Annotated in this window: 15 protein-coding genes; 8 read left to right on the forward strand and 7 right to left on the reverse strand. The window is 70.4% G+C overall.

Annotated features, from left to right (window positions below; all coding sequences use genetic code 11):
* Positions 1-97 precede the first annotated feature (97 nt).
* Both ACFWM7_RS02690 and ACFWM7_RS02695 read left to right on the forward strand, forming a co-directional pair.
* On the forward strand, positions 98-724 hold the full coding sequence (locus ACFWM7_RS02690; RefSeq protein ID WP_383254227.1) for a TetR/AcrR family transcriptional regulator: 627 nt from the start codon (positions 98-100) through the stop codon (positions 722-724).
* A 423-nt stretch (positions 725-1,147) separates the two neighbouring features.
* Positions 1,148-3,421 carry a glycoside hydrolase family 3 C-terminal domain-containing protein gene (locus ACFWM7_RS02695; RefSeq protein WP_383254230.1) on the forward strand — a complete coding sequence of 758 codons (2,274 nt, stop codon included), beginning with the start codon at positions 1,148-1,150 and terminating at the stop codon, positions 3,419-3,421.
* Here ACFWM7_RS02695 and ACFWM7_RS02700 read toward each other — a convergent pair.
* Both ACFWM7_RS02700 and ACFWM7_RS02705 read right to left on the reverse strand, forming a co-directional pair.
* Complete coding sequence (locus ACFWM7_RS02700) at positions 3,400-4,230, reverse strand: aldo/keto reductase (protein WP_383254300.1); 831 nt, start codon at positions 4,228-4,230, stop codon at positions 3,400-3,402. The two genes, ACFWM7_RS02695 and ACFWM7_RS02700, sit on opposite strands and share 22 nt — an antisense overlap.
* A 65-nt stretch (positions 4,231-4,295) precedes the next feature.
* Complete coding sequence (locus tag ACFWM7_RS02705; protein ID WP_383254232.1) at positions 4,296-5,057, reverse strand: SDR family NAD(P)-dependent oxidoreductase; 762 nt, start codon at positions 5,055-5,057, stop codon at positions 4,296-4,298.
* Positions 5,058-5,197: 140 nt separating this feature from the next.
* On the opposite strand from ACFWM7_RS02705, the gene ACFWM7_RS02710 reads away from it, so the two are divergent.
* Positions 5,198-6,076 (forward strand): CoA transferase subunit A, encoded by an 879-nt coding sequence (locus ACFWM7_RS02710; RefSeq protein WP_383254235.1) that lies wholly within the window; start codon positions 5,198-5,200, stop codon positions 6,074-6,076.
* Positions 6,073-6,831 (forward strand): CoA-transferase subunit beta, encoded by a 759-nt coding sequence (locus ACFWM7_RS02715; RefSeq protein ID WP_383254237.1) that lies wholly within the window; start codon positions 6,073-6,075, stop codon positions 6,829-6,831. The genes ACFWM7_RS02710 and ACFWM7_RS02715 overlap by 4 nt, the downstream gene beginning before the upstream one ends.
* Here the strand turns inward: ACFWM7_RS02715 and ACFWM7_RS02720 are convergent.
* Positions 6,821-7,471: a TetR/AcrR family transcriptional regulator gene (locus tag ACFWM7_RS02720; protein ID WP_383254239.1), complete on the reverse strand. Its 651-nt coding sequence runs from the start codon at positions 7,469-7,471 to the stop codon at positions 6,821-6,823. The genes ACFWM7_RS02715 and ACFWM7_RS02720 overlap by 11 nt on opposite strands.
* A 186-nt stretch (positions 7,472-7,657) precedes the next feature.
* On the opposite strand from ACFWM7_RS02720, the gene ACFWM7_RS02725 reads away from it, so the two are divergent.
* Complete coding sequence (locus ACFWM7_RS02725) at positions 7,658-9,325, forward strand: AMP-binding protein (protein ID WP_383254241.1); 1,668 nt, start codon at positions 7,658-7,660, stop codon at positions 9,323-9,325.
* On the opposite strand, the gene ACFWM7_RS02730 is transcribed toward ACFWM7_RS02725, so the two are convergent.
* Positions 9,318-10,538 carry an acetyl-CoA C-acetyltransferase gene (locus ACFWM7_RS02730; RefSeq protein WP_383254243.1) on the reverse strand — a complete coding sequence of 407 codons (1,221 nt, stop codon included), beginning with the start codon at positions 10,536-10,538 and terminating at the stop codon, positions 9,318-9,320. The two genes, ACFWM7_RS02725 and ACFWM7_RS02730, sit on opposite strands and share 8 nt — an antisense overlap.
* A gap of 26 nt (positions 10,539-10,564) precedes the next feature.
* Complete coding sequence (locus ACFWM7_RS02735; RefSeq protein WP_383254246.1) at positions 10,565-11,368, reverse strand: SDR family oxidoreductase; 804 nt, start codon at positions 11,366-11,368, stop codon at positions 10,565-10,567.
* Between the two features lie 120 nt (positions 11,369-11,488).
* On the opposite strand from ACFWM7_RS02735, the gene ACFWM7_RS02740 reads away from it, so the two are divergent.
* From ACFWM7_RS02740 to ACFWM7_RS02750, 3 genes are all read left to right on the forward strand, one after another.
* Entirely contained in the window at positions 11,489-12,796 is a 1,308-nt protein-coding gene (locus tag ACFWM7_RS02740; RefSeq protein WP_383254248.1) for an LLM class flavin-dependent oxidoreductase, read from the forward strand.
* A gap of 60 nt (positions 12,797-12,856) precedes the next feature.
* Positions 12,857-14,050 (forward strand): flavin reductase, encoded by a 1,194-nt coding sequence (locus tag ACFWM7_RS02745; RefSeq protein ID WP_383254251.1) that lies wholly within the window; start codon positions 12,857-12,859, stop codon positions 14,048-14,050.
* 266 nt (positions 14,051-14,316) lie between these two features.
* On the forward strand, positions 14,317-15,879 hold the full coding sequence (locus tag ACFWM7_RS02750) for an FAD-binding protein (protein WP_383254254.1): 1,563 nt from the start codon (positions 14,317-14,319) through the stop codon (positions 15,877-15,879).
* Positions 15,880-15,958: 79 nt separating this feature from the next.
* Here ACFWM7_RS02750 and ACFWM7_RS02755 read toward each other — a convergent pair whose 3' ends face one another.
* Complete coding sequence (locus tag ACFWM7_RS02755) at positions 15,959-17,446, reverse strand: family 43 glycosylhydrolase (protein WP_383254257.1); 1,488 nt, start codon at positions 17,444-17,446, stop codon at positions 15,959-15,961.
* A gap of 154 nt (positions 17,447-17,600) precedes the next feature.
* Positions 17,601-20,348, reverse strand: coding sequence for a family 78 glycoside hydrolase catalytic domain (locus tag ACFWM7_RS02760; RefSeq protein ID WP_383254261.1), 2,748 nt, complete (start codon positions 20,346-20,348; stop codon positions 17,601-17,603).
* Between the last annotated feature and the right edge of the window lie 86 nt (positions 20,349-20,434).

Raw genomic sequence — 20,434 nt, forward strand, 5'->3', positions numbered from 1 at the left:
GCAAATACGGATGGCGGCCCGTCGGAGTCAACTCGCCCGACGGACCTCGCGCTGCCCCGGAACCCGCACGTGACCACGGGTGAAGTACGGTCGACAGGTGAGCACATCACGCAAGCCCCGAGGCCCCTACCGCAAGGGCCTTGAGCGCCGTCGGCAGATCCTGCGGGCGGCCCTGGAGGTCTACAGCGAAGGCGGTGAGCGCGGCTCCTCGCTCAAAGAGATCGCGGACCGGGTCGGCCTGTCACAGGCAGGTGTACTGCACTACTTCGAATCCCGCGAAGAGCTGCTGCTCGCGGTCCTGGCCGAACGGGACCTCGCGGGCACCGAGGCGACCGGGGACGCCACTTCCCCCGGCGAGGCGGTTGCCAGGGTCGTCGCCCACAACGCACGGCAGCCTGGCCTGGTCGATCTGTTCGTGACCCTGTCGGCCGCCGCATCGGACGTGGAGCATCCCGCCCATGCTTTCTTCACTCAGCGCTACGATGCCCTGAGTGCTCAGATCGAGGACGGAATGGGGCAGGCGCGGCGGCGCGGGAACGTCCGCGAGGACGTTACCCCTGAGCAGTTGTCGCGGCTCCTCATCGCGGTCGCGGACGGCCTGCAACTGCAGTGGCTGCTCAACCCAGACATCGACATGGCGGAACTGGTCGAGGTGTTCAATCGGATGTGCCGGCCTCCGGCGGGCGAAGAACAGTCCGCGCCCGCCTCCGACGCCCATGGCTGACGGCTCGCCGCACAGGTAGTCCAATCCGCCCCGAGCCTCAGTGTGGCGAACGCAGCGAACACGGGATGTAGTGCCTTCAGAAGGCTGCATGCCGTATGACTGCTCCGGCGATGGCGAGCACCACACGCGAAACCCTAGCTTTATTCGGGTTTAGGTTCTACCGTCGAAGTCGTGACACGGCTCGGCCTGCCCACTCGCTCGCCGGCCCGAGCGCCCGCGTCCAGTCCGCCTGGCGCCACGAGAACGGCATTTCCTGCCTCGATCTGATCCATCCCGCCCGGCGCCGAGGCGGCAGTGCGGCTACTCGACAGGCGCGCGTTCACGGCCGAGGCGGGAGCCCACACCTTCCGCCGACAGCTTGGTGACCACTGCCCGCCGCTCTTCCTGCCCCGCCGCCCCGACCGAACTGAGGATTCCGCCACCATGCCCCATGCACCCGTAGACAGCGCCTCCGGCGCGGACGCCACGCTGAGCCTCGACACGAAGACTCCCCTGCTCTCCGGCCGCGGCCTGTGGTCCACGGAATCCGCCGAAGAGGCGGGCATCCCCTCGCTCACCCTCAGTGACGGCCCGCACGGCGTGCGTTTTCAGTCCGGCGAGGGCGACCACCTCGGCATCAACAACAGCGCACCCGCCACCTGCTTCCCCCCGGCCACCGCCCTCGCCTCCAGCTGGGATCAGGAGCTGGTCGGTAGGCTCGGTGAGGCACTGGGCCGCGAAGCGCGCTCGCTCGGCGTGGACGTACTGCTCGGCCCCGGTGTCAACATCAAGCGCTCGCCGCTCTGCGGCCGTAACTTCGAGTACTTCTCGGAGGACCCGCTGCTCAGCGGGGTGCTCGGGGCCGCCCACGTGCGTGGTGTGCAGAGCCAGGGCGTCGGTGCCTCGGTGAAGCACTTCGCGGCCAACAACCAGGAGACGGACCGGATGCGCGTCAGCGCCGACGTCGACGAGCGCACCTTGCGCGAGATCTACCTTCCGGCCTTCGAGCGCATCGTCACCGAGGCCGCGCCGGCGACCGTGATGTGCTCGTACAACAAGATCAACGGGGTGTACGCGGCCGAGCACCGCCGGCTGCTCACCGAGGTCCTCCGCGAGGAGTGGGGCTTCGACGGCCTGGTGGTCTCCGACTGGGGCGCGGTAGCCGATCGGGTCGCGGCGCTGGCCGCCGGTACCGACCTGGAGATGCCGGGCAACGGCGGCGGAACCGACGCCGAAGTCGCCGCGGCGGTCCGCGCGGGCGCCCTGGACGAGTCCGTCGTCGACACCGCGGTCGACCGGCTGCGCGCGCTGGCCCGCCGGGTCCGCGCCGAGGCCACCCCCACGCCGGTGGACCACGAGGCGCAGCATCAGCTCGTCCGCGAGATCGCCGCCGACTGTCTGGTCCTGCTCAAGAACGAGGACCGCGCGCTGCCGCTCGCACCGTCGGGACGCCTCGCTCTGATCGGGGAGTTCGCGACCGCCCTGCGCTACCAGGGTGGTGGCAGCTCCCATGTCAACGCCACCCGCGTCGACAGCCCGGCCGATGAGCTGCGCGCGCTGCTTCCGAACGCCCGCTTCGATATCGCCCAGGGCTACGACACCGCCGGGCAGGACGACGCGGCACGGCTGCGCGAAGAGGCCGTCGCACTCGCTGTGCAGGCGGACACCGCCGTACTCTTCGTCGGCCTGCGGGAAGCCGACGAATCCGAGGGATTCGACCGCGAGCACCTCGAACTTCACGTAGACCAGACTGAGTTGATCAGAGCCGTGGCACAGGCAGCCCGGCGCACCGTGGTCGTCCTCCTCAACGGTGGCGTCGTCCGCCTGGCGGACAGCTGGTACGACGAGGTGGACGCGGTCCTCGAAGCGTGGCTCCCGGGTCAGGCGGGCGGCGGCGCGATAGCCGACGTGCTGACCGGCCGGGTCAACCCCTCGGGCCGTCTGGCCGAGACGATCCCGCACCGTCTGTCCGACACCCCGTCGTTCCTCAACTTCCCCGGCGAGCAGGGCCACGTCCGCTACGGCGAGGGCGTCATGGTCGGCTACCGCTACTACGAGACCGCTGACGTCGCCGTTCGCCACCCCTTCGGCCACGGACTGAGCTACACGACGTTCGAGACGAGCGATTTCCAGGTCACTCGGACCGGCCCGGACACCGCGCAGGCGACCGCCACCGTCACCAACACCGGGGGCCGCGCCGGCAAGCACGTCGTCCAGGTGTACGTCTCCGCCCCGAAGCGGCCGGTCAGCAGCCCGGCCCGCGAGCTACGCGCCTTCGCCAAGGTAGCGCTCGACCCCGGCGAGTCCACAACGGTCATCCTCGACCTGGACCGGCGAGCCTTCGCCTACTGGGACATCACCCTCGACGGCTGGACCGTAGCCGCCGGCCCTTACCAGGTGCAGCTCTGCGAGAACGCCCATGACGTCCTCGTCTCCGCCCCTCTCGACCTCGCCGGCGACCAGCTGATCAAGCTGATCACCCTTGACTCCACCGTGGGAGAGTGGTTCGGCCACCCGGCCGTCGGCCCCGCCCTGACCGGGGCGATACGCGCCGGCCTCACCGAGGAGCAGGCTGCCATGGCCGACGACAACGCCGATGCGATGCGTATGGCCGAGTCGATGCCGATGCGTCAGTTCCTCGGCTTCCTGCCAGTTCCGCTCCCGGAGGACGTCCTGGAACAGCTGATGGGGCTGAGTCACGCCCCCTCGGCCTCCTGACCCATCTCCAGCCGTTCCAGTTCCTCGGCGTCAAGGCTCAGTCCGGCCGCCGCCGCCGAGTCCCGTACCGACTCCGGCCGACCGGCCCCGGGGATCGGGATGATGGCCGGGGACTTGGCCAGCTGCCAGGCCAGCACTACCTGATGGGGGCTGACTCCGCGTTCTCGCGCGACGGCTTCGAACGCGCCGTACTTCGCCCCGAGCTCCTTCGCCTGGCGCATTCCGCCGAACGGCCCCCAGGACAGGAAGGCCAGTCCCAGTTCCTCGCAGAGCGCCATTTCGGGCTCGCTGGACCGGAAGCCGGGGGAGTACTCGTTCTCCACCGCCACGAGCGCCTCACCGAGGATGGTGCGGGCCAGCCGGATCTGCTCCGTATCGGCGTTGGAGATCCCGGCGCGGCGGATCAGGCCCGCTGCGTGGAGGTCGTGGAGGGCGCCCATGGTCTCGGCGTAAGGGATCTTGGGGTCGGGCCGGTGGTGCAGGTACAGCGGCAGGGCGTCCAGGCGGAGGCGGCGCAGGGAGGCCTCGCAGGCGCGGCGCAGGTGTTCGGGTCGGCCGTCGGTCTCCCAGACCTGGTCGCCGGGTCGCAGGTGTCCGCCCTTGGTCGAGATGATCACCTGGTCGGTCGGGCCCGGGTAGCTTTCGAGCGCCTTGGCGAGCATCGACTCGTTCACGCCGGACCCGGCCCCGGGGCCGTAGACGTCGGCGGTGTCGAAGAGGGTCACCCCGGCGTCCACTGCCGCGTGGACGGTGCGGATCGCGCGGGCCTCGTCGTAACCGGGGACCTGGGTCAGGGTCATCGCGCCCATCCCCACCGGGAAGACCGTCAGGTCGCCCAGGGGCCGGGCCGACCGGTTCCTTCGGGTGGCGTCGCTCACTTGCCCACCGCCGTCCAGCCGCCGTCGACGGGCATGCACACACCGGTCGAGAACGTGGCGTCCATGAGCAGGAACACGATGGCGGATGCCATCTCCTCGGGGGTGCAGAGCCGGCCGAGCGGCGTACGTGCCTCTGTGGCGCTCACGTCATAGCCCTGGTCGATCATCTCCTGCACCATGGGCGTCAACGTGTGGCCCGGGGCGACGCTGTTGACCCGAATCCCGCGGGAGGCCCACTCGACGGCGAGGTTCTGGGTGAGCTGGCGGACCGCAGCTTTGGCGACCCCGTAGTCGGCCTGGTTCACCCAGCCGCCGTAGGCGGTGGTGGAGGAGACGGTCACGATCGATCCGCCCGTCGGGGGGCCGCCGGGCGCCTGTTCCATGCATCGCACCAGCGACCTGGCCGCCACGAGTGTGCCCGTCACATGGACGTCCAGCACGCGCCGGTAGGCGGGGAGGTCCAGTTCGAGAGCCGGGACGAAGCCACCCCGGACACCATGGCTCGTCACCAGCAGGCTCGGCGGCCGGCCGGCCTGCTCGGTGGCGGTGTCGAGTGCGCCCCGGACGGCCGTCTCGTCCGTTACGTCCACGGAGAACGCGCGCAGTCCGGCGCCCCGCGGGGATCCCGGTCGATCGGGTATCGGCTGCGCGTCCAGGACGGTGACCTGCGCCCCTCTGCCGAGAAGTAGGTCCACCACGGCCAGGCCGATCCCGCTGCTGCCACCAGTCACTACCGCGTGTCGTGTGCTGTCGGACATCGAACCACCTGTCCCTAGAAGTCGTCGGCCGACCCAACGTAACCTAGCAATTGCTTGCTAGGTAGACCTGTCTTCAGCGCCAACCAAGCGTTAGGTTGGATATCGAGATATTCGATGTCCGCGTCTGAGAGGAACTGTCCATGGGCGACAAATCGATGTCCCTGGAGGAATTCGCCGGGACCATCGAGTCGGGCATGACGATCGGGATCGGCGGATGGGGGGCGCGCCGCAAGCCGATGGCGCTGGTCCGTGAGATCCTTCGCGGCGACGCGCGGGATCTCACCGTCGTCACCCTCGGCGGCCCGGACGTCGGGCTGCTCTGCGCGGCGGGACGGGTCCGCAAGCTCGTCTACGCCTTCGTCTCGCTGGACAGCATCGCGCTCGACCCGCACTTCCGGGCGGCGCGCGAGCGGGGTGAGATCGAGACCGCCGAGTACGACGAGGGCATGTTCGTCACCGGTCTGCGTGCCGCTGCTGCCCGGCTGTCCTTTCTGCCGACCCGGGCGGGCCTCGGCTCCGACGTCCTGACGATGAACCCCGACCTGCTGACGATCGCCTCTCCCTACGACGGCGAGGAGTACGTCGCCATGAAGGCGCTGCGCCTCGACGTCGCCCTGGTGCACGTCAACCGCGCCGACGCCGCCGGCAACGCCCAGTACCTGGGACCGGATCCGTACTTCGACGACCTGTACGCGATGGCCGCCGAACGCTGCTACGTGAGCACCGAGCAGATCGTCGCCCCTGAGGAGCTGGCCGCCGGCGGGCCCGCGCAGTCATTGCTGATCAGCCGCCTCTTCACCGACGGTGTGATCGAGGTGCCGGGTGGCGCGCACTCCACTTCGTGCGAGCCGGACTACGCCCGGGACGAGGCGTTCCAGGCCCACTACGCGTCAGCCGCGCGGGACGCGGGCTCCTGGGAGGAGTTTCGCAAGAGGTTCCTGGACGGCGGCGAGCGGGAGTACCACGAGGCGGTGGCGGAGTTCCACGCCGCGCGCGACGAGAAGGAGGACGGCCGATGACGGACATCACCCGAGCCGAGGTGTGCGCCGCGGCGTGCGCCGACGCGTGGCGCGACGCCGGCGAGGTGCTCGCGCACGCGGTCGGCGTACTGCCCGCGGTCGGGGCGCGGCTCGCACGGCTGACGACCAGCCCGGATCTGGTGCTGAGTGACGGCGAGGCGTTCTTCGTGAGCGAGCCGCCGCCGCTCGGCCGCACCGCCGCGGACGGGGGAGTCGTCGAGAGCTGGGTGCCCTACCGCCGGGTCTTCGACATCGTCGCCAGCGGCCGTCGCCAGAGCATGATGGGCGCCAGCCAGATCGACCGGTACGGCAACCAGAACATCTCCCTCATCGGCGACTGGCGGCGTCCCTCCCGGCAGCTCATCGGCGTGCGCGGGGCACCGGGCAACACGGTCAACCACCGCACCGACTACTGGGTGGCCCGGCACTCGCCGAAGGTCTTCGTCGAGAAGGTCGACGTGGTCTGCGGCGTGGGCAACGACCGGGCTCGCGCGGGCAAGGGGCTGAGGTTTCACCATCTGGGAGTGGTGATCACCGACCTGGCCGTCCTCGACTACGGGAGCGACGGTCTGCTGCGCGTGCGCTCGCTCCACCCGGGCGTCACGGAGGAGGAGGTCCGGCGCAGCACCGGCTTCGAGATGGACATGGGCGGAGCCACCGAGACCCGTACGCCGGACGAGGCCGAACTCCGGCTCATCCGTGAGGTGATCGACCCCGGTCGGCTCCGCGAGCGCGAGGTGCCCGTCACTCCGTGACGAGGCCGCCGTACAGGATGCGGAGGTACTGCTCGGCCACCGCCTCGGCGCGGAACCGGCCGCGCGGGCGGTACCACCGCACCGTGCACCACACGGTGTCCCGGATGAACCGGTAGGTCAGGTTCACATCGACGTCGCGGCGGAAGATCCCGGACTTCTGGCCGGCCGTGAGCGCCCTCAGCCAGATCCTCTCGATCTTCTTGCCCATCTGGTCGACGTACTCGAATCCTGGCAGACCGCTCAGCGCGTCCGCCTCGTTCTGGTAGAGGGCGACGGCTTCCGGGGTCTGGTGAATGGTGGTGAAGGAGTGCGCGACCAGCCGGTCGAGGACATCCTTGGGGTCCTCCGCCTCCTTCTCGATCTCCGTGAAACGCTCCAGGAGGTGCCCGAGGAAGTCCCGCAGGATCTCGTCGAGCATCTCCTCCTTGGAGCTGAAGTGGTGGTAGAGGCTGCCGGAGAGGATGCCCGCCTCGTCGGCGATGTCCCGGACGGTCGTTTGAGTGAAACCCCGGGAGGCGAACAGACCCGCGGCGATCTCCAACAGCTCCGCCCGGCGCACGGAGCTGCCGCTCCTGGATCCGCCGTTCCTGGCCGCGGCCCGGGTGGGGGCTGCCGTTCGGGCGGGGCGACGTATCGCCATGTCGTTCGTCCTCTCCGTCGGGGCGCTGCCTCCGACCACCAAGCGTTTGCCCGCATCGTGCCACACACCGCGGAGCCGCCGTCCCACTCAGCGGGACGGCGGCTTGCGGGTATCCGGCCCGCGCCCTGCACTGCCCAGCATATCCCCAGTTGTTGACCAAGCGGTTGGTTGTTTAGGAGGATGTACGTGAACGAGGTCCAGGTGCCCCTGACCATCCCCCGGCTGCTCGCCCTGGCGGCGGAGCGGTACGGAGACCATCCGGCCGTCGTCGAAAGCGGGGTCTCGGTGAGCTACCGCCGGCTGGCGGAGCTGGTCCGGCGGACGGCGCGGTCCTACCTGGCGGTGGGAGTCCGTCCCGGTGACCGGGTCGCCGTCTGGGCGCCCAACCGGCTGGAGTTCGTGCTCGCTCTGCTCGGCGCGCAGAGCGCGGGTGCTTCCGTGGTGCCCATGAACACCCGTTACCGCGGCCACGAAGCCGCGGTGATCCTGCGCCGGTCCCGGGCCTCGGCACTCGTCCTCGCCAACGGCTTCCTCGGCGCCGATTTCGCCGCGATGCTACGGGACGCGGCGACGGAGGGCGCCGGCACCGGGGAGGAGGCCGGGCCGGGGGATCGGGACGGAGCGGTGCGGGAGCCCGGGCCGGAAGGGTCCGGTCCCGTACCCGGGCTTCCTTGGCTGCGGACCGTGGTGGACCTCGGCGCGGACCGGTCCGTGGACGGTCTGCTGTCCTGGGACGACTTCGTCGCCCGCGCGGATGAGGTCCCGGAGGAGGAGGGCGCCCGTATCGCCCGGGAGGTCAGCCCCGACGACCTCAGCGACATCATGTTCACCTCCGGCACCACTGGCCTGCCCAAGGGTGTGATGAGCGCGCACCGGCAGACCATCGGAACGGCGCTGGTGTGGGCCGAGGGCGCGGCACTGAGCCACACCGACCGTTACGCGATCGTCAACCCGTTCTTCCACGGCTTCGGCTACAAGACCGGAGTGATCGCCTCGATCGCCGTCGGTGCCACCATCCACCCGGTGGCGACGTTCGACGCCGACCGCCTTCTGGAACTGATCCAGGAGGCCCGCATCTCGGTGCTGCCCGGCGCGCCCACCCTCTTCGTCTCCCTTCTCGACCACCCCCGGCTCCGGGAGTTCGACCTTTCCTCCCTCCGCTTCGCGACCGCGGGCGCCGCCACCGTCCCCGAGTCGCTGTTCCGGCGGATGCGTGAGGAGCTGGGCTTCGACACCGTCGCGCAGGCGTACGGCCTGACCGAGTGCGTCGTGGCGACCCGGTCGCGGCCCGGCGAGGACCCGGCCCACGTGGAGCGGACGACCGGCCCCGCCGTGCCCGGCATCGAGATCAGGGTCGTCGGCCCGGACGGCAAGGACGTGGCCGAGGGCGGGGACGGCGAGATCCTGCTGCGCGGCGACAACGTGATGCTCGGCTACTTCGAGGACGAGGAGGCGACCCGGGCGGCTGTGGACGCGGAGGGATGGCTGCGTACCGGGGACGTGGGCCGGCTCGACGAGCACGGCTGCCTGAAGATCACCGACCGGATCAAGGACGTGATCATCGTGGGCGGCTTCAACGTGTACCCCGCGGAGGTGGAGAACGCCCTGGCCGACCATCCGCAGATCGCCGAGGCCGCGGTGGTCGGCGTACCCGACGCCCGGCTCGGGGCCGTGCCCTGCGCCTACGTCGTCCCCCGCCGCGGGGCGGACCCCACGGCGGGGGACGTCATCGCGTACTGCAAGGAGCGGCTGGCCAACTTCAAGGTGCCCCGGCGGGTGATCGTGCTGTCCGACCTGCCGAGGAACGCCAGTGGCAAGATCCTCAAGACCAGTCTGCGTCAGCGGCTCAGCTGAGCCGCTCGATCACCATGGCCATGCCCTGACCGCCGGCCACACACATGGCCTCCAGGCCGAAGCGACCGTCCCGCTCCTGGAGGGCATGGATCAGCGTCGTGGTGATGCGTGCCCCCGTCATGCCGAACGGATGGCCCAGCGCGATCGCGCCACCGTTCACGTTGACCCGTTCCGGGTCGGCCTTCAGCTGCCGTACGGAGGGGATCACCTGGGCGGCGAACGCCTCGTTGAACTCGAACAGGTCGATGTCTCCCACCGAGAGACCGGCCCGGTCCAGCGCCTCGCGGGAGGCGTCCACCGGTCCGAGACCCATGATCTCCGGGCTGAGCGCCGACACCCCGGTGGACACGATCCGGGCCAGCGGGGCCAGGCCGAGCTCGGCCGCGCGCCGGTCGCTCATGACGACCAGGGCCGCGGCGCCGTCGTTGAGGGGGCAGCAGTTCGCCGCGGTCACGGTGCCGTCCGGCCGGAACACCGGTCGCAGCGCGGAGACCTTCTCCAGAGTCATTCCCTTGCGGGGCCCGTCGTCGGCGGCGACCACGGTGCCGTCCGGCAGGGTGACCGGGGTGATGTCGCGCTGCCAGAACCCGCGAGCGTCGGCCGCTTCGGCCAGCTGCTGGCTGCGGACCGCGAACTCGTCCTGCTCGCGCCGCGAGACACCGCACAGTCGGGCCACGTTCTCCGCGGTGTCGCCCATGCCGATGTAGACATCGGGCAGGTCACCGGCTACGCGGGGGTCCACCCATGCATCGCCCTCACCGGCGGCCCGGCGTGCCGTACGCCCCGCTGCCTCCTCGTACACCGGGTTGCGGGTCTCCGGCATCCCGTCGGCCTTGCCCCTGCCGAACCGGGAGACCATCTCCACGCCGGCCGACACGAAGGCGTCTCCCTCGCCGGCCCGGATCGCGTGGAAGGCCATGCGCGTCGTCTGGAGCGAGGAGGAGCAGTAGCGCTGGACCGTGGTGCCGGGGAGGGTGTCGTGGCCGAGGCGCAGGGCGGTCATCCGGGCCAGGTTGTAGCCCTGTTCGCCGGCCGGCTGGGCGCAGCCCAGCATGAGGTCCGCTATGTCCGACGGGTCGAGCGCCGGCACTTCGGCGAGTGCGGCTCGCACGATCTGCGCTCCGATGTCGTCGGGACGCAGGTCCTTGAGCGAGCCCTTGTGCGCCCGCCCGACCGGGGAACGGACGGCGGACACGATGACTGCTTCGGGCATGAGGGGCTCCTTGGGGTTGTCCGGCTTCAGGGGCGAGGTGTGTCGGCGGCCAGCACGTCGGTGTTGGGCGAGTGCTGGAGGAAGGCGGGCCATTCGCCGCCGCCGTCCACGTTCAGTACGGCGCCGGTGATATGGGCGGAGAGAGGGGAGGCGAGCATCAGACAGGCAGTTCCGATGTCCTCGGGCCGGGCGAAGACCCCGCGCGGGATCGTCGCGGCCACCCGGGCGGTCTGCTCGGCGTCGCCGTAGTGGTCCGTGGCTCCGGGGGTGGCCACGAGCCCGCAGCTGATCGCGTTGACCCGCACCCGGGGGGCCCACTCCACGGCGAGCGTCGTCGTCAGGCTCTCCAGGGCGGCTTTCGCGGCGCCGTAGACGGCCGATCCGGGGCTGGGGCGCCGGGCGCTGATGGAGGTGATGTTGAGAACGACGCCGCCGTCCTCCTGGGCGTCCATGACCGGAAAGACGGCGCGGCTGACGAAGACGGGCGCCAGAAAGTTCAGATCGGTCACCCTGCGATGGAAGCGGGCGGAGGCGGCCGCGAAGTCGGCGAACGGCGCACCGCCCGCGTTGTTCACCGCCACGTCGATCCGGCCCCTCCGCGCCGTGACGTCCTCGACCCACCGTTCGACCTGGTCGGGTTCGCGCACATCGACCTGACTGAAGTGTGCTCGTTCCCCGTCCACGGGACAGGAGACGGCCGGGGCGCTCCGCCCACAGGTCTCGACCTGCGCGCCCGCCCTCAGAAACACCTCCACGATGCCGTCGCCCACGCCCCTGGTACCTCCGGTGACCAGGACGACCTTGCCTGACATGTCCAACTGGATAGGCATGCCCACACAGTATCCACGGCTACCAACCAAACGCTAGGTTGGAGGGAAGTATCCACCAAGCGATGCTTGGCTACACTCGGCGGGGGCCGCGTGCCCCGTCTTGTTCTGGAGGAGTCGCCCATGGAATCCGGAAATCAGCAGCGCGCCATGCATCTGGCCGTGTTCGCCCAGGGACTGGGCGTGGCCCACTCCGTCTGGAAGTCGCCGCGCACCGCGCCTGAGCGACTCCACACGCTGGAGCACTGGGCCGAGACCGCGCGCATCGCCGAGGAGGGCCGCCTCGACGCCGTCTTCATCGCCGACGCGCTCGTACTCCCCGACTCCATCGGCGCCGACGTCGGGGAACGGCCCGACCCGGTGGCCGTGCTCTCCGCCCTGTCCGCCGTCACCTCGCGCATCGGGCTCATCGGCACCAGCTCCACCACCTACAACGACCCCTTCACCGTCGCCCGCCAGTTCGCCACGCTCGACCACCTCAGCGGCGGCCGAGCGGGATGGAACATCGTCACGACCGCCATCGCCGGAGCCTCCCGCAACTACGGCTCGGCCGAACTGCCCGAACACGAGGCCCGCTACGAGCGCGGAGAGGAGTTCGTCGAGGTCGTCCTCAAGCTGTGGGACAGCTGGGAGCCCGGCGCGATCGTCGCCGACCGGGCCACCGGCGTCTACGCCGACCCCGACCGCGTCCACGAGATCGCCCACCGGGGCAAACACTTCCAGGTGCGCGGGCCGCTCACCGTTCCCCGGCCGCCCCAGGACAGGCCGCTGCTCGCGCAGGCGGGCTCCTCCCCGACCGGCCTGAACCTCGCAGCACGCTTCGCCGACATGGTCTTCACCACCCAGTACGACCCCGAGGCCTCCCGCACAGTGGTACGCACCGTCCGGGAACTCGCGGCGGCAAAGGGACGTTCACCGTTCGACGTCAAGATCCTGCCGGGTCTCACCCCCATCCTCGGCCGCACCGAGGCCGAGGCGAAGGACCTCGCCCACGAACTCGGCTCGCTGATCAGCCCGGAGGCGACGCTGACCTTCCTGGGGCAGGCGTTCGGCGGGATCGATCTCCGCGACCACGACCTGGACGGGCCGGTGCCCGACATCCGGGAGCAACTGCCCGCACACGCCGGCGTGTCACGGCCCGCACTGCTCATCGGAACCGCGCTCGCCGAAAAACTGACGATCCGGCAGATGATCCAGCGCGTCGGGCTCAGCATCGGCCATCGCTGCCTCGTGGGCACGCCCGACCAGGTCGCCGACGACATGGCTCTCTGGTTCGAGACGCACGCGGCCGACGGCTTCAACGTCATACCCGCCGACCTTCCCGGCGGGCTCCGGGACTTCGTGGACGAGGTCGTGCCACGCCTTCAGGACCGCGGCCTGTTCCGCAAGGAGTACACGGGCACCACACTGCGCGAGCACCTGAGCGGCTGAGGCCGGGCGCCGCCGAACGACCAGCACCCGCACCGCCGATCGACGAAAGAAGCGTGGATCATGAGCCTCGCCGTTTCTCAGCCTTTCGACCCCCAGAGCTTCCGCACGGTTCTCGCGCACTACCCCACCGGCGTGGCCGTGGTGACCGGCCTCGCCCCGGACGGCGAGCCCGTGGGAATGGTGGTCGGTTCCTTCACTTCCGTCTCATTGGACCCACCCCTGGTGGCGTTCCTGCCCGACAAGAAGTCGAACTCCTACGCACGCCTCTCGTCCGCCCGTTCCTTCTGCGTGAACGTCCTGGCGGCCGACCAGGAGGACCTGTGCCGACGGTTCGCCTCGAAGAAGGCGCAGAAGTTCGACGGCGTCGCGTGGCGGCCGGGCCCGTCCGGAGCGCCCGTGCTGTCCGGCACCGTGGCGTGGATCGACTGCGCCGCCGACCAGGTCTTCGAGGCCGGTGACCACTACATCGTGCTCGGGCGGGTGACGGCCCTCGGAGTGCAGAACCCGACCGCGCCCCTGCTGTTCTTCCAGGGCGGATACGGAGGATTCACGGCCCGCAGCCTCGTCGCCCCCTACGAGAACGACCTGTCCGCCCAGATCCGGCTCGCGGACCTCGCACGGGACCACATGCGGGCGCTGGCGGACGAGTTCGGCCTGGAATGCTACGCCCAGTCGGTGGCGGGGGACGAGATCGTCGTCGTGGCGGCGGCGGGCCCGCCGGAGACCGCCGTACGCACGCACGTCGGCCGCAGACTCCCGCTCGTACCGCCGTACGGAGCGCTGTTCGTCGGAGGCGAAGGGGAGCGGGCGGCCGATCAGTGGATCACCCGACTGCCCCGGCCCGTGTCCGAGGAGGACCGAGCGACGTGCCTGCGGATGCTGGACCAGGTGCGGCGGCGTCAGTGGTCCCTGGGACTCGTCTCACAGCGCCACGAGAAGGTGTGGACCGAGGTCGACGGTTTCACCGCCGCGGTGCGCACACCGGAGCTCGACCGGCGGATGAGCCACGTGCTGGACGAGGTCCTGGACCAGTACGAGCCCGAGGAACTCGACCCCGACGCGCTCCACGACGTACGTGTCATCGCGGCGCCGGTCCACGGCCGCGACGGCACGGTGGTGCAGGTGCTGGTCCTCTTCGGGATGCCGCCGCAGGCGAGCACCTCGCAGATCGCCCGGTGGCGCGAGCGCCTGATCGCGGCGGCGGACGCGGTCACCGAGACGATCGGCGGGCGGAACCCCACGCGCGCCGCGTGAGCGTGGCGCGCTGGGGGCGGCCGGGTGCGGGCGGCCCCACAGCGGCGCGGCGACCGGAGCCGGTGGAGTTGGGCACCGCACGGCAGTGTCCAGGTACTCGAAGACCGGGCGGCTGAGGGCACGGCCGTTCTCGACCGGTTGCGCCACCGGGCCGGAGCGCGGCCCGTCTTCCTGTGCAGCCCCTCTACGGCGACGGAAGATACACGCCGCCGCAGCCCCCCTCCAGACCCACCGCACACCTACCCACGCGATCGAGGAGACCGGACATGAGCGACGAGAGAGCGACAATCGACTGGGACGAGGAGTGCGACGTCCTCGTGGTGGGTTCCGGGGGCGGCGGCCTCACGGGCGCCTATACGGCCGCGGCTGCGGGGCTGGACACCCTGGTGATCGAGAAGACCCGCTTCTACGGGGGTACCACCGCCTACGCCGGAGCCTGTCTCTGGCTGCCCGGCAACCCCGCCCAGGAACGGGCCGGCGTCGAGGACTCGGCGGAGCTCGGCCGCACCTACTTCCGGGCCGTCGTCGGCGACAGCGCCCCCGGGGACCTCCAGGACGCCTACGTCGACAACGCCGGCCCGATGGTCGCGTTCCTGGAGGAGAACCCCGCGATCCGGTTCGAGTACCGTCCGTTCCCCGACTACTACGACGCCCCCGGCCGCTTCCCGGTCGGCCGCGGTGTGTTCCCCGCGGCGTTCCCCGCTGCCGCGCCCGGGGACGAACTGCTGGGCGCGATCCGCCCTCCGGTCGCGGAGGAACGCCTGGGCGCCCCCGCCCCGGTGGGGCCCTTCACCGATGGGCGGGCCCTGGTCGCCGCCCTGCTGTCGGCCCTGCGTGCCACCGGACACGCCCGGATCCGCCGCGACACCGCCCTCGGGGAACTGGCGACCGGACCGGACGGCGCAGTCCAGGGAGCGTGCGTGACGACGGGCGACGGGCGAGAGGTGCGCATCCGTGCCCGGCGCGGTGTCCTGCTCGCGGCAGGCGGTTTCGAAGCCAGCCACCGGCTGCGCCGTGAGTGGCAGGGGCTATCGGGAGCGGAATGGACGATGGGCGCGCCCGGCGGCAACACGGGCGACGCCATCCTCGCCGGCCGGGCGATCGGCGCGGACACTGGGCTGCTGACCGAATCCTGGTGGTGCCCGTCCGTGCTTTTCCCGGACGGCTCCGCCAACTTCGCCCTCGGTTTCCGGGGTGGGGTCTTCGTCGGCGCCGACGGACGGCGCTTCGCCAACGAAAGCCTGCCGTACGACCGGATGGGACGGGCCATGCTGGCGGCCGGGCGCGGTGACGCCCCCGAGCGTCCGGTGTGGTGGGTCTTCGACGGCCGGTGGGCGAAGGAACTGCCGGGCAGCGTCGTCGTGCCCGTCGACCCCGCGTCCTTCACTCGGGCAGGGCTGTGGCACACGGCGGACACGCTGGACGGCCTCGCCGAGGCCATCGGCGCGGACGCAGACGTTCTGGCAGATACGGTCCGGGTCTTCAACGGCTACGCCGCCGAGGGGACGGACGCGGACTTCCGCCGCGGCGAGGACCCCTACGACGCCTTCTTCGCCGACGGCACGGGCCCGAACCCCGCTCTGGTGCCGATCGAGCGCGGACCCTTCCACGCGGTCAGGATCGTCCTGGGCGACCTCGGCACCAAGGGCGGCCTTCGCGTCGACACCTCGGCCCGCGTGCTGCTCGCGGACGGCACAGCGATACCGGGGCTGTACGCGACCGGCAACACCATCGCCTCCCCGGCGGGCACGCACTATCCGGGCCCCGGCGCCCCGATCGGCTCCGCGATGGTCTTCGGCTACGTCGCGGCCCGCCACATGGCCGGCTGAGAAATCCAAGGCAGAGGGGCGGGCGTCCCCACTCGGCGGCCCCGCCGGTGTATGCGCGGGGCCGCCGCATCGATAGGGGTCAGGTACGCGGCTGGGGGTCGCGCGGCAGCGGCGCGGTGTAGGCGAAGCGGGTGAGCAGCGCGTCGGCGCCCAGTGCTTCGACGCCGACCACACGGCCGGTGAAGCCGCCGGCGACCTCGGTGGACACGTAACGGCCGTCGACATGCGTGAGGGAGTGGAAGCGGCCGTCTTCTTGGAAGCCGAGTTCGAGACGGTCCGGTCCATTGTGCAGGCTGAGGGGGTCCGATGTGTCCGAGGCGCGGATGGCCAGCGGGACGTCGGAGTCCCGCACGGTGGCAGAGGCGAGTTTCTGGTCACACGGGCCGATGACGGCGCGAGCGGTCACCGTGTTGCCAGTCCGCTCGACTGCTACCCAGTGTCCGTCGTCGATCCGCACCACCAGTGCCACGTCACCCTTCGGGACGGTCGCCTCGGCCTGCCACTCGGCGTCACGGGTGCGCACTGCGAGCAGGTGCACGGCTTCGCGGGACTCGGGGGCTCGACCGCCGGTGAGCACGATGCCGCCGGTGTCGTCGTGGCGGACGAACGTGCTCGGAGCGATGCCGGGCGACACCCACCGGGGATGGAGTCCGGGAGCGGTGAAGTCGTCCGAGAACGTGGTGGGCTGCGGCGGTACCTCGAAGGCGTCCTCGATGACCACCGGCCAGTCATCAGCCCATTCGACTCCGGCCAGGAAGGTCTCCCGTCCGTTGACGTGGAACTGCGGGGTGCTGCCGCGGGGCCGGACACCGAGGTAGGTCATGGCCCATCGCCCGTCGGGAAGTTCGACGAGATCGGCGTGGCCGGTGTTCTGCACGACGTGACCGGTGCTGCGGTGCGAGAGAACCGGGTTGGCCGGATGCGGCTCGAACGGTCCGGTGATCGAGCGTGAGCGCGCCACCGAAACGCAGTGGCCGCGTTCGGTTCCGCCCTCGGCGATGACGAGGTACCACCAGCCGCCTCGACGGTAGAGGTGCGGGGCCTCGGGATGCGCCATTCCCGTTCCGCCCCACAGCAGCCGCGGCTCGGAGAGCAGGCGGCCAGTCAGTGGATCCACGGCTGCCTGTTGGATTCCGGACGCGCCCTGTGCCCAGCTCAGGTAGCAGTTGCCCGCTTCGTCCCACGCCAGATCGGGGTCGATGCCGACCGTGCCCAGGGTGTGCACAGGATCGCTCCAGCCCTTGGCGGGGTCGGTGGTATGCACGATGATGTGTCCCTTGGCGTAGTCCGCCATGTTGGTGGTCACCAGCCAGAAGACCCCGTCGTGATGGCGGAGCGTCGGCGCGTAGATGCCGGTGCTGCCGGCCTCGGGGCCACGGGTGACTTTGAGTTGTTCGGGCCGGTCGAGCGCGTTACCGCACTGTTCCCATTCGAGCAGGTCGGAACTGCGGAATATCGGGACTCCAGGAAAGTACTCGAAACTGGAGGTCGCAAGGTAATAGGTGCCCTTCACGCGGCAGATGGACGGGTCCGGGTAGAAGCCCGGCAGAATCGGGTTGACGCTCATTTTCTGTCATCCTTTCTCAGGGTTCAGGGAGAACGCAGAGGTTTTGATGCCGTTCGTCGGCTGACCGGCCGGAACCGGCGAGGAGTCGGACGTCCGAGCCGGGTCAGAACCCCAAAGCTGTCTCGAGATCGCTTCCTCTCGTGGTGCGACAGCATCAGGCAGCGGGCTTCTCTGACGGCCCGGGGCGCGCGGCGCTGCGTGCCGGTTCGCCGACCAGCGCCGTGAAGGTGTGCTCGCCGGCCGGGACTCGGCGCTCCTCGCCGCCGAGGCGGACGATGCCGGTCGCCCCGGCAGGAACCCGGATGTCGAGCCGGACCTCTCCGTCCGAGGTGTGGTGCCAGCGGCTCGACGCGATGCCGTACGGGGTGGAGATCTCGACTCCCGCGGACTGCGGGCCCCTACCGCCCGGACCGTGGCCCACGACCGGCGCGAAGAGGATTTCCCGGTAGCCGGGTGCGGCGGGGGCGAGCCCGGCGACGTACTCGTGAAGGAAGCGGACGACGCTGCCGAAGGCGTAGTGGTTGTGGGAGTCCCGCGCGTTGCCGTCCTTGTCGTATCCCTCCCACTGCTCCCAGATCGTCGTCGCGCCCTGTTCGATCTGCGCGAGCCAGGAGGGCGAGGTGGTCTGGAACAGCAGGCGCAGGGCTACGTCCGCCAGGCCGGCCTCGACCAGGGCCGGGAGCAGCATGGGGGTGCTCAGGAAGCCGGTGCCCAGGTGGTCGCCGGCGGCCTCGATGAGTTCGACGAGCCGGTCGGTGGCGGCCTGCCGCTGATGAACGGGGAGGAGGCCGAAGGCGAGGGCTCGCACGTAGTCGTCCTGCTTGTCCTCACCGATCCGCGCGCCGTCCTTGTGGACGAACGCGGCGCGCCACGCCCCGGTCGCCCTGCGGTGGAGATCCTCGTAGTGCTCGCCGTCTGCCTTCCGGCCGAGGACCCGCGCGATGCGGGCGAGGAGTGCCGCGGAGTGGGCGAAGTAGGCGGTGGCGACCACGGCGGGCGGGAACAGGAAGGACTTGGCCCAGGTGCTGCCCTCGCCCGGACGCAGCCACTCTCCCAAGTGGAAGCCACTGTCCACGATGTACCGCTCGTGGTGTCCGTACCGGCGGCCGAACCGCCGGGCGAGCCCCTTGCGCCCGGTGGCTCGTGCGGCGAGGTGGTCGACCCACTTCTTGGCACTGTCGTACTGGGCGCGCAGTACCTGCTCGTCGCCGAGGTACGTGTACATCGTCCACGGCAGCATGACGGCCACGTCGCCCCAGCCGGTCGAAGTGGCCACGTACTCCATGGGGTGCCGACCGAGAACGGCCGACCTCTCGGACGGGATGAACGGGGGCACCCGGCCGTCGTCGTACTGTTCAACCGCCAGGTTGGCCAGGTATCTGCGCAGGTATGCGCCACAGTCGACGAGTTGGACGGCGGTGGGTCCGAAGACCTGGATGTCCCCGGTCCAGCCGCTGCGCTCACGGGTCGGGCAGTCGGTCGGGGTGTCCAGGAAGTTCGACCGCAGTGACCACATCGCGTTGCTCCACAGTTGCTCCAGGCGTGGATCGGACGACTCGAAGCGGGCGATCCGCTCGATGTCGCTCGACATGACGATGCCGATGGCGTCCTCCGGGCCGAACGGGTCGGCGCCCTCGACGGAGACGTAGCGGAACCCGCGCATCGTGAGTGAGGGGCAGTACTCGGTGGCGGTCTCGCCGAGGATCACCACGTCACGCTGGAAGCGTTCCCCCTTCACCGCTTGCTCTTTGCCCTTCCGCTTTCCCTTCTTCTTCGGAATGAGATGGGCCGTGTCGAGGGCGCCTGCGGGGGTGAGTACTTCCCCGTAGCGGATGGTGACGGTGCTCCCCGGTGTTCCGCGCAGGGTCAGGGCGGCCACACCGGTGAAGTTCTGGCCGAAGTCGATGATCTGCGCTCCCGAGGGAGCGGTGCGGACGCTGCCACTGCGGCGGCCGGTCTCGCGGACCCGTTCGACGTCCTCCGCGATAAGGACGCGGTCGTGCGGCGGGAGCGGTACCGCCTGCGTCTGCTCCTCCAGTGTGGCACCGGGTTCCAGCCAGGCACCGGCCTCGATCCGCAGGTCGACGTGTTCGCCGAACACGGGGTCCGCGGTGCGGATCCGGCCACGGCCGACGTTCCACGTCCCGTCGGTCGTGACGGTCCGCCGGGTCCCGTCGGCGAGGTCGAGCACGATCTCGCCGAGGACACCGATCCGGTCGCCGTACCGGGCATCTTGCATGCCGTAGCCCAACGTACCGCGGTACCGGCCGTCGCCGACCACCATGCCGATCACGTTCGTTCCTTCGCCGAACGCGTCCGTCACGTCGTAGACCTGGTACTCCACCTGTTCGTCGAACGGCGTCCACCGTGGGACGAGCTCCTGTCCGGTGATGTCCTCACGGTTGACGAAGAGCCGGTACCAGCCAAGGGCGCTCGTGTAGGCGCGGCCTCGGACAACCGGTGCCGGGAGCGAGATCTCCTTCTTGAAGTAGAGCGCATGCCGGTCGTCGGGGCCCTTCGGCGGCGCCGAGATCCACCGCGCGGTGAGGTGGTCAGGGGCGAGAACACCGGTCTCGAAGGGGGCCGGTTCGCTCCAGTCCGAGGCGAGCCCGTCCTGGAAGACGCGTACACGCCACAGGTAACGGGTGCGTGCCAGCAGCGGAGCTCCGCCGTAGGCGATACCGAACGGCTTTGCCCCGCTGATGATCCCGGACTTCCACACGAGTTCTGTGGCTGCCCGGTCTTCCGCGACGGTGAAGGCCCCGCCGTTGGTGACCTCGATCTGGTACGCGTCCTGTTCCGTGCCTTCAGGCGTTCTCCACGCAAAACAGGGGGTCGCGGCCCCGATCCCGAGGGGCGCGGACCGGGAGTTGGTCGTGAGCGCATGAGGGCGGCTCGTCATGGTCGTACTCCTAGCTGTGTCGCCGGTCGCTCGACGTACCCCGGCCGGTGTCTTCGGGAGGGGAGTCCTCCTGCGAAGACACCGGC

The organism is Streptomyces sp. NPDC058375 (genome assembly GCF_042723425.1).
GTDB classification, from domain to species: domain Bacteria; phylum Actinomycetota; class Actinomycetes; order Streptomycetales; family Streptomycetaceae; genus Streptomyces; species Streptomyces durocortorensis.

What these genes read in the sequence shown, in the direction of transcription:
- ACFWM7_RS02695 (WP_383254230.1), top strand. Translation starts at nt 1,148, where the DNA reads ATGCCCCATGCACCCGTAGACAGCGCCTCCGGCGCGGACGCCACGCTG.
- ACFWM7_RS02700 (WP_383254300.1), bottom strand. Translation starts at nt 4,230, where the DNA reads ATGGGCGCGATGACCCTGACCCAGGTCCCCGGTTACGACGAGGCCCGC.
- ACFWM7_RS02705 (WP_383254232.1), bottom strand. Translation starts at nt 5,057, where the DNA reads ATGTCCGACAGCACACGACACGCGGTAGTGACTGGTGGCAGCAGCGGG.
- ACFWM7_RS02710 (WP_383254235.1), top strand. Translation starts at nt 5,198, where the DNA reads ATGGGCGACAAATCGATGTCCCTGGAGGAATTCGCCGGGACCATCGAG.
- ACFWM7_RS02715 (WP_383254237.1), top strand. Translation starts at nt 6,073, where the DNA reads ATGACGGACATCACCCGAGCCGAGGTGTGCGCCGCGGCGTGCGCCGAC.
- ACFWM7_RS02720 (WP_383254239.1), bottom strand. Translation starts at nt 7,471, where the DNA reads ATGGCGATACGTCGCCCCGCCCGAACGGCAGCCCCCACCCGGGCCGCG.
- ACFWM7_RS02730 (WP_383254243.1), bottom strand. Translation starts at nt 10,538, where the DNA reads ATGCCCGAAGCAGTCATCGTGTCCGCCGTCCGTTCCCCGGTCGGGCGG.
- ACFWM7_RS02735 (WP_383254246.1), bottom strand. Translation starts at nt 11,368, where the DNA reads ATGCCTATCCAGTTGGACATGTCAGGCAAGGTCGTCCTGGTCACCGGA.
- ACFWM7_RS02740 (WP_383254248.1), top strand. Translation starts at nt 11,489, where the DNA reads ATGGAATCCGGAAATCAGCAGCGCGCCATGCATCTGGCCGTGTTCGCC.
- ACFWM7_RS02745 (WP_383254251.1), top strand. Translation starts at nt 12,857, where the DNA reads ATGAGCCTCGCCGTTTCTCAGCCTTTCGACCCCCAGAGCTTCCGCACG.
- ACFWM7_RS02750 (WP_383254254.1), top strand. Translation starts at nt 14,317, where the DNA reads ATGAGCGACGAGAGAGCGACAATCGACTGGGACGAGGAGTGCGACGTC.
- ACFWM7_RS02755 (WP_383254257.1), bottom strand. Translation starts at nt 17,446, where the DNA reads ATGAGCGTCAACCCGATTCTGCCGGGCTTCTACCCGGACCCGTCCATC.
- ACFWM7_RS02760 (WP_383254261.1), bottom strand. Translation starts at nt 20,348, where the DNA reads ATGACGAGCCGCCCTCATGCGCTCACGACCAACTCCCGGTCCGCGCCC.